This is a genomic window from Proteus mirabilis HI4320, assembly GCF_000069965.1.
Lineage (GTDB): Bacteria > Pseudomonadota > Gammaproteobacteria > Enterobacterales > Enterobacteriaceae > Proteus > Proteus mirabilis.
In genome coordinates this window covers 2,064,440-2,078,086 of sequence record NC_010554.1, presented here as the reverse complement: position 1 = coordinate 2,078,086, position 13,647 = coordinate 2,064,440, and the positions used below count along the sequence as shown (strand labels likewise).

At 32.0% G+C, this 13,647-nt stretch carries 11 protein-coding genes and 1 pseudogene; 6 read left to right on the top strand and 6 right to left on the bottom strand.

Annotation, left to right across the window (positions count from 1 at the left end):
- Positions 1-415 precede the first annotated feature (415 nt).
- Positions 416-1,339: an AEC family transporter gene (locus PMI_RS09520; RefSeq protein WP_004243956.1), complete on the top strand. Its 924-nt coding sequence runs from the start codon at positions 416-418 to the stop codon at positions 1,337-1,339.
- Between the two features lie 111 nt (positions 1,340-1,450).
- On the opposite strand, the gene mqo is transcribed toward PMI_RS09520, so the two are convergent.
- The 3 genes from mqo to PMI_RS09505 form a co-directional block, all read right to left on the bottom strand.
- Positions 1,451-2,947: a malate dehydrogenase (quinone) gene (gene mqo, locus PMI_RS09515; RefSeq protein WP_012368161.1), complete on the bottom strand. Its 1,497-nt coding sequence runs from the start codon at positions 2,945-2,947 to the stop codon at positions 1,451-1,453.
- Between the two features lie 11 nt (positions 2,948-2,958).
- Positions 2,959-3,354 (bottom strand): cupin domain-containing protein, encoded by a 396-nt coding sequence (locus tag PMI_RS09510; protein WP_004243954.1) that lies wholly within the window; start codon positions 3,352-3,354, stop codon positions 2,959-2,961.
- Between the two features lie 592 nt (positions 3,355-3,946).
- Positions 3,947-4,633 carry a fimbrial protein gene (locus PMI_RS09505; protein ID WP_004250420.1) on the bottom strand — a complete coding sequence of 229 codons (687 nt, stop codon included), beginning with the start codon at positions 4,631-4,633 and terminating at the stop codon, positions 3,947-3,949.
- Between the two features lie 566 nt (positions 4,634-5,199).
- Here PMI_RS09505 and PMI_RS19025 point away from each other — a divergent pair.
- Positions 5,200-5,280: pseudogene (locus PMI_RS19025) on the top strand (SymE family type I addiction module toxin); the annotation flags it as partial.
- A 53-nt stretch (positions 5,281-5,333) separates the two neighbouring features.
- Here the strand turns inward: PMI_RS19025 and PMI_RS09500 are convergent.
- Positions 5,334-5,591 (bottom strand): MafI family immunity protein, encoded by a 258-nt coding sequence (locus PMI_RS09500; protein ID WP_004248486.1) that lies wholly within the window; start codon positions 5,589-5,591, stop codon positions 5,334-5,336.
- A 247-nt stretch (positions 5,592-5,838) separates the two neighbouring features.
- On the opposite strand from PMI_RS09500, the gene PMI_RS19655 reads away from it, so the two are divergent.
- Both PMI_RS19655 and PMI_RS09495 read left to right on the top strand, forming a co-directional pair.
- The gene (locus PMI_RS19655; RefSeq protein ID WP_232504886.1) at positions 5,839-6,291 is read left to right on the top strand and encodes a tetratricopeptide repeat protein; all 453 of its coding nucleotides are present in this window, start codon (positions 5,839-5,841) and stop codon (positions 6,289-6,291) included.
- 162 nt (positions 6,292-6,453) lie between these two features.
- Positions 6,454-8,697, top strand: coding sequence for a hypothetical protein (locus PMI_RS09495; RefSeq protein ID WP_012368158.1), 2,244 nt, complete (start codon positions 6,454-6,456; stop codon positions 8,695-8,697).
- A gap of 116 nt (positions 8,698-8,813) precedes the next feature.
- Here PMI_RS09495 and PMI_RS09490 read toward each other — a convergent pair whose 3' ends face one another.
- Positions 8,814-9,521: a hypothetical protein gene (locus tag PMI_RS09490; RefSeq protein WP_004243947.1), complete on the bottom strand. Its 708-nt coding sequence runs from the start codon at positions 9,519-9,521 to the stop codon at positions 8,814-8,816.
- 528 nt (positions 9,522-10,049) lie between these two features.
- On the opposite strand from PMI_RS09490, the gene PMI_RS09485 reads away from it, so the two are divergent.
- Positions 10,050-11,177, top strand: a complete 1,128-nt coding sequence (locus PMI_RS09485) for a hypothetical protein (RefSeq protein WP_012368157.1) — start codon at positions 10,050-10,052, stop codon at positions 11,175-11,177.
- A gap of 126 nt (positions 11,178-11,303) precedes the next feature.
- On the opposite strand, the gene PMI_RS09480 is transcribed toward PMI_RS09485, so the two are convergent.
- Complete coding sequence (locus PMI_RS09480) at positions 11,304-11,999, bottom strand: DUF1120 domain-containing protein (RefSeq protein WP_004243945.1); 696 nt, start codon at positions 11,997-11,999, stop codon at positions 11,304-11,306.
- A gap of 505 nt (positions 12,000-12,504) precedes the next feature.
- Here PMI_RS09480 and PMI_RS09475 point away from each other — a divergent pair.
- The gene (locus PMI_RS09475; protein ID WP_012368156.1) at positions 12,505-13,626 is read left to right on the top strand and encodes a hypothetical protein; all 1,122 of its coding nucleotides are present in this window, start codon (positions 12,505-12,507) and stop codon (positions 13,624-13,626) included.
- Positions 13,627-13,647: the final 21 nt, after the last annotated feature.

The window sequence follows — 13,647 nt, the reverse complement described above, 5'->3', positions numbered from 1 at the left end:
AAAAATGCAATATAGCATTGTCATATATATTAAAATAAGCTCGATTAATCATTTCCATATGGTTTAATTTATTGCTACCTATTTTATTTTTTATTCAAAAACTATTCTTTTATTATCTGTTTATTACCATTGTTAGGTTTATTTTAAGTAAAAATACTTAAAATCCTAATTGCCGTGTTGGTTTACTTCCCTGTTTAGTTTACTCGATAAAGTATCCTGTTGATCATTGTGAAGTAATATTGTTATTTATCATTTGAATGATTTTAAATATATCCGATAATTAAAATGTTCTAATTTTTATTACTAGGTAATAATACGAATATTTTTACTTTATTCATATAATAGATAACTATTTTGTTATCAGTTATAGCCATTGAATAAAGTGGGGACACTATATTAAGCAACCAGAGGTAATATGTTACTACAAACCATTTTAGCAGCGCTGGGCCCTATTATCTTAGGGCTTTTAGTTGGCTGGCTTTCCGGTAAATATGGATTTATTAAAAGAGAGTATTCACAAGCCTTTGCTGATTTTGTCGTTAAAATTGCTCTGCCTTTTTCACTCTTTTTAGCGGCAACCCAAGCTTCTCCGTCGGTTTTCTTTAATATCGACTATCTATTAGCTCTCGCGGTAGGATTAATTGTTTCTTATCTTATTGGTTTTTTAGGCGGCAAGTTCTTTTTTAAACATGATAAAAAGAACTCAGCAATGCAGGCATTATCGGTTTCATTTCCTGATATGGCTTATTGTGGACCACCAGTATTACTGGCAACAGTCGGCTCATCTGGTTTGATTGCTATGGTGGTGGGAAATTTGATCTACACGGTAATTATTTTACCTTTTACTATCATGATCATTAGTGGTGCCAAACAAGGAAAAAGCATTTTACAGTCATTGCTTAATGCTATCTCTCAGCCATTAGTTTTCCTGCCTATTTTGGGGGCTATGCTAGCTATTTTCGGCGTTAAGCTACCAGAGATTTTACAAAACTCAGTGAATGAAATAGGGAAAACATCTGGTGGTGTAGCATTATTTTTCTTAGGACTATTAATTTCAGGGCTCAAACTCAAAGTTAATACTGAAATTGTTTTTAATGTGATAATAAAGAATGTTGTACAAGGGGCATTAATTTTAGGAACGGGATTTGCACTTGGATTAGAAACTGAATTATTAAAAGCCGTCTTTCTAATTGGTGTATTGCCTACTGCAACAGCGGTGCCTGCTTTAGCTATTACAAATAAGGCCTATGCTGATATGGCAACGGGCACTGTATTATTAAGTACGCTATGTTCATTACTTTCTATTATTGGTGGTATCACTATTGTAGAAATGATGTAATTTTTCTAAGTATATTTACTTGGAAAAGGGTAATTAATAATAACGATGCAAATAAAAAATAAAACAGACCTTTAATTTCCGGTCTGTTTTATTTTTATCGGTAAGATATAACTAAGGTGTTTCTAATTTTAATATCTTAGCCGTTGATGCACGAATATTACGACAAGCATCGGCATCTATTTTGAGATCAATACCATAAGTTGGAATAATCGTTTTAAGACGATCTTCCCAACCCTCATTTTCAAGTTGCTGTTTAAAGCAAGATTTAATGATATTGATGGCAATAAATGCTGCTGTAGAAGCGCCAGGTGATGCCCCCAATAACACTGAAAATGATTTATCTGCGCTACTAATTAGCTCAGTACCAAACTCTAATACGCCATGATGTTTAGCTGCGGGTTTAATAATCTGCACTCGTTGACCTGCAACAGCTTCTTGCCAATCCTCATGTTGAGCCTGAGGATAGAACTGTTTAAGCATTTCAAATTGATGTGCTGACGTTTGTAATACTTGACCAATTAAATATTCAGTTAATGACCAGTTATCTTTCGCGACATCTAGCATAGGTTCAATATTGCTGGGGCGAATTGACTCAAATAAATCTAAATAGGAGCCGTGTTTTAAAAATTTACTTGAAAAACCAGCATAAGGGCCAAAGAGTAGGGAGCGTTTACCTGCAATAATACGAGTATCAAGATGGGGGACAGACATCGGTGGTGAGCCTACATCTGCTTTTCCATAAACTTTGGCATGATGGCGAGAGCTGATTTTATCTTCATCACAACGCAGCCAAATACCACTAACAGGGAAACCACCGTAGCCTTTACCTTCTGGAATACCTGATTTTTGGAGTAAATCGATAGCGCGTCCACCGGCACCAACAAATACATATTTAGCTGTAATTAGGTATTTATCATGGGTGGTGAGATCTTTAACTTCGATATTCCAACCGCCAGTCTCATTTCTTTTGATATCAATAACATCATGTTTATAGTGCAACTCAAAATTATCTTGTTGAGAAAGTTGCTTAACTAATAGATGTGTTAATGCGCCATAATCGACATCAGTACCAGTAGCTACTCGGGTGACAGCAAGCTGTTGATTCGGATCACGCCCTTCCATAATTAATGGCGCCCAATCTTCAATTTGCTGTTTGTCTTCACTGTATTGCATATTTTCATAACAGTGATTGGCAGACATTTGGCGATAGCGTTGATGAAGGAATTTAACGTTATCTGCACCCCAAACAAAACTCATATGAGGGCAAGCATGAATAAAATCACGCGGATCGGCAATTTTTCCTTTTGTTACTAAATAAGACCATAATTGGCGCGATAAATCGAACTCGGTGTTCACTTCTAACGCTTTACTGATATTAACGGTGCCGTCAGGATTTGGTGGCGTATAATTTAGCTCACAGTTAGCAGCATGTCCTGTTCCCGCGTTATTCCATGAGTTAGAGCTTTCTTGACCACAATCATTAAGTCTTTCAAACATCGCGACTTTTAAATTAGACTCTAGTTCTTTAAGAAGTGTGCCAAGTGTTGCACTCATAATGCCAGCACCAATGAGCGCGACATCTACATGTTCACTAATAGTTTTATTCATACAGACCCCAATTACTTAGTTGTTTTGGTCGGTTTAAAACATAATCCTGCATCTTCTTTGTAAACAACATAAGCTCGTCGCCAAGGTTCATCATCCATAAGACGCCATTTATGACCAGTGCCACTGTTATCTTGCGCTAACAACACATCACCGGGTTTAATGATAAAAGTTGAGCCATCTTTTGTTTCAAACTCTAATGTTCCTGATAACGTAATAACATAACGAGGAACGGGATCTTGATGCCAATCATATGAACCACCTGAAGTTGTTTCTCTAAACGATAACTCTGAAACAGCAATTGGCAAACTTTCACTATCGCCTCGTGAACTATCCTTAAATTCGATGATACCTTCTTCAAATAAAGAGTTACCATCTTCTCCGGTCCATAAGCGAACACATCGTATCATTTCGTCAAACTCCTTTAATATTTTGATACTTAAAATTTGATATTAGTTTAGTATAGATAACTTTCTTATTATTTCTTCCAATCACTATCACAATTAGGCGTTTTTATTACTAAAATAATCGTAGCAGTAATTAAATAATATAGTTGATTATTATAGCTATTTAGTCTCTAACTTTAAGGGGAAGGCTTATTTTTATTGATGTGATATATAGATATGTTTGTGTTTTGTTTTTATTGAAAATAATTCGCTAAAAGATATTTTTTAAAGTTAATTATTTTTGGTTGTTGTGTCATATTTTAAGTATTAATACTGATAATTTATATTAATAAAAATAGTTAGAGTGCAGAGTTTGGATTAACGAAAATAGAGATATTTCCTCACGCTTTTGACGAAAGAGGGGGATTCTTTTTTTGTTATCGTTATAGTAATTACTCTCTTATTGGCATGTGATTAAGTTTAGCTGAAGGGTTGATTGGCGGTTTTTAGGTATCAGCACGATCAGTACACAGCATTATAGATAAGTTGATAACACAAGATAATCACAATAAAAATTAACATATATTTATATTGTGATTATCAATGATTTTGAAATTTAGACACCAAAGTTAAAAGTAAAAACAGCTTCACCTATATAATCAATTCCATCAGTTAAATCGATATTGTTTTGTGCCAATTTTTTTCTTGATAAAATATACGCATACCTACTTTCGTTATAAGCTCCTATTTGTATTTTTGCATTAAACACTTTTCCAGCTATAAGTTTTAAATTGTTTTTATCAACCTGGGCTTGAGGTTCACTAGTTAACGCTGTTAAGGTATCTTTAAAAATAGTTGCAGACGATCCAGTCCAAATCTTATCTGCCACTCTTCCTAAATAAGCTCGTTTATTATCAACTTTGATATCAATGACATCAATTATATATCCACCAATCTCTTGTTCTGTATTTTTTGCATTAACTAATCCAAAAACGCTAATTTTCGCTGAATCTGTTGAACTTGTTTTATAAGTATCTGATACCTTAAGTGTTAAATAATTGCTTGCGTCACAGGATATTTTGATATTGGCACTCTTAGCTCCTAGTGCGTAATTTTCCTCAGCAGGAATAAAAGAGGGGGATATTACACCATAATCAATAATAATATCATTATCACCAGCATTAACGGTGCAAGTAGGGGGAGTAATATCACCGTTTATTTTTAAGTTAGCGCCTGGTGGAGTAGCTAATGCTGGTGTTGACATTACAATCAGCGTAGCAAGACTAAATAGCAATTTTTTCATATAGCCATTCCTTTTTATAAATTTAAAAATATAAATAATACTCTATAATACACAATCTATAATTTTATTTAATTACAAATTGATATATTTTTAATTTATCTAATTAAGATATTCTTAAAGTGATTGTTATTTTATATTTATTCTATTTTTAAACTGTAGCTATCCAATTATCATAGATATTACTAAAGATAAAAATAATTTTTATCTTTTTTAGAGTAAGTGTAGAGTAATTTTAAAAATTAAATTGTTATTGTTTTGATGATGGTAAGTTAATTATTTATTAATATTTGTTCTTTATAGATAACTCTATTTATATTTGTAGACGAACCATGATTAAGGACTATTCGAGTATCGCTTTCAACCATAAAAGTAGATATTTTATCTTGATTTGCAGCTATACCATTTCTATTACTCAGTCTGCGGTCTTCATATCGGTAAATAAGGTACTGCCTTGCGACTGGTGGCTGTCGGTGTGGGTTTCGCTTTTCGATGGTTGGCATTAGTGCGCAGTTGTAAGGCAAAAAGCTAGACAGCTAAAGAAGAGGGGGGGTAAAACCAGACACTATACAGTGGGTTACTTACCGAACAACGGTAAACCCAACCCCAGCCCACAACTCACTATTATCGGTAAGTGGCTGAAGGGATGAGATAAATACAAAAGATCCTAGTATTGAACTAGGATCTTTTCATTGACCCTAATTCACTTAATATTATCTGGATTTATATATAAATATCTATCATCTAACTCAAGATTTAGCTTATTTACAATACCAATGATCTGCTTATACTCATCACTGGTTATTACGACATCATAGTCAGCTATGTGATCGCATAACGTTTCAAAAGCTAAAATACTTTCTGAGTGGTCTATATATTCTAAGTCAAAATCAACAATATCAGGCGCCAAACGCCCTTTCAGATTTTCACCTAAACGTCTAATATCTTGATTAATGTCCATAACAATCGCTGACCTCTATTAGTTTTTTATTGAGGACTAACAAAATCCCTTGGCTACCCAAGCTGCTGAATAATACGACACAACGAGGGCTGATTATAGAGTGGAGTATTGAATGTCAATCAATTTTTATAGCAAATCTAAATAAATTAATATAAAAATATAAATAAAAGAATAGCAATTATATTGATTTTAATTTTTACTATTGTGCTATATTTATATAAAAAGAATGAGCTTTAAAAGGAATATTATGTCTCGTAAAATTAAAAATATACTTATCTCCATTTTTTTAGTATTTATGGCCTTGGGGTTTTATCTCAATAAAAATCAAATCCAACCACAGTCAAAGCCAAATGGTTATAGCTATTATCAAAAAGGTGACTATAAAGAGGCGTTTAATTATTTTTCACAACATGCGGAAAGTGATCCGCAAGCAGCATTTAGTTTAGCAATGATGTATTGGGATGGCATAGGGGTTGATAAAAATGCCTTAGCTTCACAAAAATGGTTAATAAAATCAGCAAATTTACAAAATAAAAATGCACTTTATAATTTAGGATATTTACGTAACAAAGGATTAATCCAAAGTCCTACTGATGATGCTCAAGGATTAACGTCATTAACTAAAGCTGCTGATTTAGGCTCTTCAATAGCGAAAGATTTTTTACATGACCTTAATTTTCCTGTGATTTATTATGATTAAAAAGAATATACGCTACTCCCTATTTATGGTGAGCAATCTTGGTCTGAAAAAAAAAGAACACTTGAAGAATTAGAAAAATTAGCAGAAGAAGGCAATAAAGAAGCTGTATATCAATATTTAGAGAATAAGGATTCAGTAAAACAATCAAGAAAGACTAAAAATATGATACGTCCTTTTATTGAAGAAAAAGATCCTAAAATGATGTATTTAAAATATAAGTTAATAAGTCAAGATATTAACTTACTTTTTGATTCAGCATATTTGAACTATCCTGAGGCAACATATCTTCTGTATCAAATCTACAAGGGTGATAAGAAAAACTATCCCCTTCAAGAAAATTCTTTTTTAGCTAATATATATTTAAAAAAATCTGCTGATTTAGCGCATCATGATGGATTAATTAAAATAATAGAGAAATTAAATAATAGTGATACATTATCATCAAATTATTTTAGAAACTTGCTTGAAAAATATATTAATACATTATTATTGAAATATCCAAACTCTCCACAAGCCATGCTAGCGCTCGCTAATGTCTATTTAAAACCAAATAGTAGTTTTTATAATTTTGAAAAAGCACTTAAGCTGGTAGAGAGAGCATATAACATACAGCCATCTCCTGAAAGTAAATTATTATTGGCTAAATTATATTCTAATAGTGAGAGGGTTCATCAGAATATTAGAAAAGCAGTTAGTTTTCTGCAAGAAAACATAACTAATGATAAATTGACAGGTAAAAGCCAAAGAGAATTAGTAAAAATATATTTTGATTTTGGTGCTTCTGATTATCTTAAAAAAGAAGAGATTGTGAATATTTTAAGAGAGAGTGTAATTAAAAATAAATCAGCTGGTACATTTAATCAAAACTATAGCTTAGCTCATTTTTATGCAGATCTTCTTTTAGAAGAAGATGTCGCCAATAATGAAGAATATGCTTTTTCATTATATCAAAAAGCACGAGGTTATGCCTATGAAGCTACTTTTCATCAAGCAATTGCGACTATTAAATATAAAAATATAATAGATGATCAAGCTCTTATTAATATTGTTTCAGAATTGAAAGATGATTTAGAAAGCAGAAGGTTGACAGAAAAAAAACGACAGGAAGGATATAGTATTCTTTTCCGATATGGAATGGATTCACAGTATGTAATTGATTTTATTGTGGAACGTTCGCTATATGATGATAAAATAAGAAAGGCTATTCAACCATTATTAAGTCAAAATACAAATCTTGCATTTCAATATACAATAAAGAATATAATACATGAGAACTCAGCTAACAATATTAATGAAGATAATTTAAAAAAATATTATAAGGATATATTTAAATTAGCTGAAATAGGTTCTATTGATGCAATTAAATTTATTATTACAAAAGAGTATAAAGATAAGAATGCTCGCGATGAAATTTATCAAGACTATTCTTTTGATAAGTTAACTAATATCACTATTAAGGAGCGTTTGGCTTGGCGAAGAAAATGTGCAGATTTAGGTGATTTTATTTGCTTAAAAGAATTGGCTATAATTTATCGAGACGGTAAAGAGGGGGTTAGAAAGAACATTGCTAAAGCATCTGAATATGAACGACGTATTAGCATCAATTCGTCTAACTTTGAATTAGAATCAGAAAAATATGAAATAGATAGAAGATGGAAGGAAAAAAGAGATAATACACTTGATTATTTACTAAACCAAAAAGAGAGTAGTAAACAACAACTAGAATTAGCAAGATTTTATAGTATTGAAGATAGTGGAAGAAGTTTAATTTATGCCAAAAAAGCATATGATTTAGGAAATAAAGAAGCGGCTGAGTTAATTTATTGGTACTATATGCAAAATATCTGTGAAGATAAAGATAATATCAATAAAGCAGACTACTATCTTAAAGAATGGCTAACAACAGGAGAAGAACCTAGTAAATACAGCTCTTCTAATGAATACAAATATTCTAGTATTAGTATCATTGCTGATTATTATTTAGAGTCACCGTGTTTAGTTGAACGAAACCTTGATAAGGCTATTGAGTGGTATCAATTATCGTTAGATTATCCATATGAAATAAATGATTTTTTGTATTCTGAATTAAATAATATGTATACTAATGCACCAAAATACATAAGTAAGGATCCTTTCGTGAATGTGTATTTATCTACACTAAAAAATCATAACGATTATATTTTAGATATGAATATTCGATTAGGAAAAATGAATTTTGCAATATCTTCTTTTGACAAACTTTATGAAGCACTTCTACTCAAAGGTGATGTGAAAGAAGCATATTATTATGGTTTACTATTAAATTATGATGTGAATAATGTCGCTATGTTTTATTCTTTATCTGACATTGAGCGTAAAAATATTGAATATCGTGTTGCTGATTATTTAAAAGAAATACAAAAATAATTTTATGTTATATGAGAAGTCCTTAATTATATTAAATTTTGAGGGGTTCTTATTGATAGCAAAAGATAATCACAATATAAATTTTAATTATATTGTGATTATCAATTACTTTAAAATTAGACACCAAAATTAAAAGTGAGAACAGCCTCCCCGATAAAATCTAAACCATTAGATAAATCTATTCCTTTTTTACTTAATTCATCTCTAGATAAAATAAAGGTTTGAGTAGGATTACTTTCAATTCCCTGTCTGAAATTTGCTTGGAAAATTTCACCTGAAATTAGAGCCAGAGAGCCTTTATCAACCGATTCTGTCTGTTGTTTTGATGTCCAACCATTGGTTGGCCCTTTATATAGGACATTATAGTAGTTAGTCCCTGTGATAGCAGCATCGTTTGCTCGTGAAATATACGCAGGTTTGCCATCAACAGTCACATTATCCCATACAAAATAAGCTGCTCCAACCGCAGTTTCAGGATTTGCTTTATCTACTAAATGAAACCAGTCTGACGTATTATTAACGCTTAATTCTGTATTATCATAAGTATCAGACGCAACAAAGGTTAAATATGTTTTTGCATCACATTCAACTGTAACTGTATTTTGAACCATACTGGCAGGATAAGAATAAATTTTCGATTGAGGGATAAGTGTTGGGCTTATGACTCCGTAATCGAAAATTACATCACTTTGTGTTGCTCCATTAATAGTACAAGTTGGGGGCTTAATATCACCGTTGATTTTTAAGTTAGCTACAGGGGATTTAGCCAACACTGGCGTAGATATTATCGCCAGCATAGTAAGGCTAAGTAATAATTTTTTCATATCATTATTCCTTTTTAGAGGATAAATAACAAAGCAATATTATATATTACACCTTTTGTTTATTTATTTAATGATATCTGAATATATTTTTAATATATCTAATTTAGACTTTCTTAAACTGAGTTTATTTTAATGTCTAATATTATCTAAAAGAGATAATTAAAAATAGACCTTTTATATCGCTAATAGCTATTTTATTTTTTTTCAAGTGCATTTGTGTGCAGATTATTGTCAGAGCAATCAAGCTATAAGGTGAGAATACGTGAAATGGAATAAGCATAGAAAGTGAAAAAAGAACGCAGGAGAAAATCTTAAAATGATGTTTGTTAACAGTTATTGAAAATATTATCTTACTAAAAATAGCGGGAATGATTCTTTTTTAGAATGCTTTTCTTTACTTTGTTTTTATTTTAGTTTTTATATGGAATAATGATTTTTATTCTTATTGTTAGAGATAAAAATCAATAATAATCATATAATAAATAATATATAGATGGTTCTATCTGTCATTATGCTTGGTGGTGAAAATTGAAAACGATAACTATTAAAATCAGTCTTTTTGTTTTGTCACTGTTTTTCCCTCTCCTAACAAAAGCACTTGTTATTCCAGATAATGGAACGGGGTATATAGGTGAATTAACGCCTCCTCAATCATATATGTCACTTCGTAGTAGTGGTAATTACTATGGAGCGGCTGTAGGTGTTAATAATGTTGTAGATTATTGTAGTAAAAACAGTGCGCAATGGCAGAATTTTTTATTCCCATTCCCAGGAAGTCAAGAGGGGGAGTACGGATTAAAATTATATAATAAAAACGTAAGTGAAGAGGAAAATAGGGAAAATTATTTAGTTGCAGCTATCAATGGAATAGTATCTATCGATGCGTTGTATTATCAGAATGGATTACCTTCCCCGACAAGAATTACCCTGCGTCGAGGAAAAGAAATTTCTAGAACAGAGGAATATTCTAATCAATTTGTCTATCGTCACCCAATGTGCTGGTATGGTAATTTATCACGTGTAAGTAATACTAGCTTGAGAATAAGCTCTTATTCTATTTATGCAGTAGGCCATGTTAAACCCGGTATTTACGATTTTGTAGCTCCAATATATTTTACTACAGCTCAAACAGCAACCTCAGGCGGGGCTAATCCAGATCTATCTTCAGTTCCTTTTTCATTTGGTAATGGTCCTATTCACGTCTTAAAAACATGTAATGTTTCTCCTGCTAGCTCAACAAATATACAATTTGCCGCTCAACTAGCACAAAATTTTAAGTCAGCCAAGTTACTTGAGCAAAGTGTCGCTAGTATGCTTGTCTCTTGCCCTCATTCAGGAAATATGTACGTGACATTAAAACCCTATAATGAGCTAGTCAATGCAAGTAAAACGGGGATGACAATGTCTCCCAATATCCCTTTGAAAGATAAAGAAGTCGCACCTTATATCACGGTATCTGATGCAGCTAAAAAAATAACTAATGCAGTATGTAATAACAATTCTGCCGAGGCCTTAGAGTTTTATGCAGGACAATCTTTGGGAAAATATAATGGGGGAACTGTTTATAAGTCATTATCATTCAACCTTTGTGCCAATGGAAATATACCTACGAATACTTATAAAGGAAGTATTGATGTATCGTTCCTGATTGAATGATGTACTAATTTGATATTCAGAACATTGATAGCGCGCTAAGTACTGTTAAGTACTGTTAAATTTTTAACGTAAAAGATAATCACAATATAAAAATTAATGATATTGTGATTATCAATTACTTTAAAATTAGACACCAAAGTTAAAAGTGAGAACAGCTTCTCCCATAAAATCTAAACCATTAGATAAATCTATTCCTTTTTTACTTAATTCATCTCTAGATAAAATAAAAGTACTCATTGTCATTCCTTGTCTAAAACTTGCTTGGAAAATTTCACCTGAAATTAGAGCCAGGGCGTTTTTATCAACGCTTGTTTGTTTTTCTGATGTCCAACCATTGGTTGGCCCTTTGTATAGGGCGTTATTGTAGCTGGTTCCTGTAATAGACACATCGTTTGCTCGTGAAATATACGCAGGTTTGCTATCGACAGTCACATTATCCCATGCGAAGAAAGCCGCACCAACCGCGGTTTCAGGATTTGCTTTATCAACTAAATGAAACCAGCCTGATGTATTATTAACACTTAATTCTGTATCAGCATAAGTGTCAGATGCAGTAAATGTTAAATATGTTTTTGCATCACATTCAATCGTAACTGTATTTTGAACTCCAATGTCAGAATAAGAGTAGACAGTCGATTGAGGGATAAGTGTTGGGCTTATGACTCCGTAATCAAAAATAACATCACGCTGTGTCGCCCCATTAACAGTACAAGTTGGTGGCTTAATATCACCGTTGATTTTTAAGTTAGCTACAGGGGATTTAGCCAACACTGGCGTAGATATTATCGCCAGCATAGTAAGGCTAAGTAATAATTTTTTCATATCATTATTCCTTTTTAGAGGATAAATAACAAAGCAATATTATATAATACACCTTTTGTTTATTTATTTAATAATATCTGAATGTATTTTTAATATATCTAATTTAGACTTTCTTAAACTGAGTTATTTTAATATCTAATATTATCTAAAAGAGATAATTAAAAATAGACCTTTTATATTGCTAATAGCTGCTTTATTTTTTATTCTAAGCGCATTTGTGTACAAGTTTTTTCAGAGCAATCAATCTATAAGGTGAGAATGCGTGAAATGGAAGAAGCACGGAAAGTGAAAAAAGAACGTAGGATAAAAATCTTAAAATGATGTTTGTTAACAATTCTTAAGATATTATTTTGCTAAAAATAACGAGAGTGATTCTTTTTTGGAATGTTTTTCTTTACTTTATTTTTATTTTAATTCTTATTGTTAGAGATAAAAATCACTAATAGTCATATAATAAATAGTATATATAGATGGTTCTATTTGTCATTATGGTCGGTGGTGAAAATTGAAAACGATAACTATTAAAATCAGTCTTTTTGTATTGTCACTGTTTTTCCCTCTCCTAACAAAAGCACTTGTTATTCCAGATAATGGAACGGGGTATATAGGTGAATTAACACCTCCTCAATCATATATGTCACTTAGTAGTAGTGGTAATACCTATGGAGCGGCTGTAGGTGTTAATAATGTTGTAGATTATTGTAGTAAAAACAGTGCACAATGGCAGAGTTTTTTATTCCCATTCCCAGGAAGTCAAGAGGGGGAGTACGGATTAAAATTATATAATAAAAATGCAAGTGAAGCGGAAAATAGGGAAAATTATTTAGTTGCAGCTATCAATGGAATAGTATCTATCGATGCGGTGTATTATCAGAATGGAACATATTCTCCGACTCGAATTACTCTGCGCCGAGGAAAAGAGGTTTCTAGAACAGCTGAGTATGCGGATCAATTTGTCTATCGTCACCCAATGTGCTGGTATGGTTATATATCACGTGTAAACAATACTAGTTTGAGAATAAGCTCTTATTCTATTTATGCAGTAGGTCATGTTAAACCTGGTATTTACGATTTTGTAGCTCCGATATATTTTACTACAGCTCAAACTGCAACTGATGCTCCTCCAGATCTATCTTCAGTTCCTTTTTCATTTGGTAATGGTCCTATTCACGTCTTAAAAACATGTAATGTTTCTCCTGCTAGCTCAACAAACATACAATTTGCTATTCAACTAGCACAAAATTTTAAGTCAGCCAAGTTACTTGAGCAAAGTGTCGCTAGTATGCTTGTCTCTTGTCCTCATTCAGGAAATATGTATGTGACATTAAAACCCTATAATGAGCTAGTCAATGGGAGTAAAACTGGGATGACAATGTCTCCAAGTATCCCTTTGAAAAATAAAGAAGTTGCACCTTATATCACGGTATCTGATGCAACTAAAACAATAACTAATGCAGTATGTAATAACAATTCCTCCGAAGCTTTAGAGTTTTATGCAGGACAACCTTCAGGCAAATATAATGGGGGATCTGTTTATAAGTCATTATCATTCAACCTTTGTGCCAATGGGAATATACCTACGAATACTTATAAAGGAAGTATTGATGTATCGTTCCTGATTGAATGATGTGTTAATTTGATATTCAGA

What these genes read in the sequence shown, in the direction of transcription:
- PMI_RS09480 (WP_004243945.1), bottom strand. Translation starts at nt 11,999, where the DNA reads ATGAAAAAATTATTACTTAGCCTTACTATGCTGGCGATAATATCTACG.
- PMI_RS09490 (WP_004243947.1), bottom strand. Translation starts at nt 9,521, where the DNA reads ATGAAAAAATTATTACTTAGCCTTACTATGCTGGCGATAATATCTACG.
- PMI_RS09500 (WP_004248486.1), bottom strand. Translation starts at nt 5,591, where the DNA reads ATGGACATTAATCAAGATATTAGACGTTTAGGTGAAAATCTGAAAGGG.
- mqo (WP_012368161.1), bottom strand. Translation starts at nt 2,947, where the DNA reads ATGAATAAAACTATTAGTGAACATGTAGATGTCGCGCTCATTGGTGCT.
- PMI_RS09520 (WP_004243956.1), top strand. Translation starts at nt 416, where the DNA reads ATGTTACTACAAACCATTTTAGCAGCGCTGGGCCCTATTATCTTAGGG.
- PMI_RS09510 (WP_004243954.1), bottom strand. Translation starts at nt 3,354, where the DNA reads ATGATACGATGTGTTCGCTTATGGACCGGAGAAGATGGTAACTCTTTA.
- PMI_RS19655 (WP_232504886.1), top strand. Translation starts at nt 5,839, where the DNA reads ATGTCTCGTAAAATTAAAAATATACTTATCTCCATTTTTTTAGTATTT.
- PMI_RS09495 (WP_012368158.1), top strand. Translation starts at nt 6,454, where the DNA reads ATGATACGTCCTTTTATTGAAGAAAAAGATCCTAAAATGATGTATTTA.
- PMI_RS09505 (WP_004250420.1), bottom strand. Translation starts at nt 4,633, where the DNA reads ATGAAAAAATTGCTATTTAGTCTTGCTACGCTGATTGTAATGTCAACA.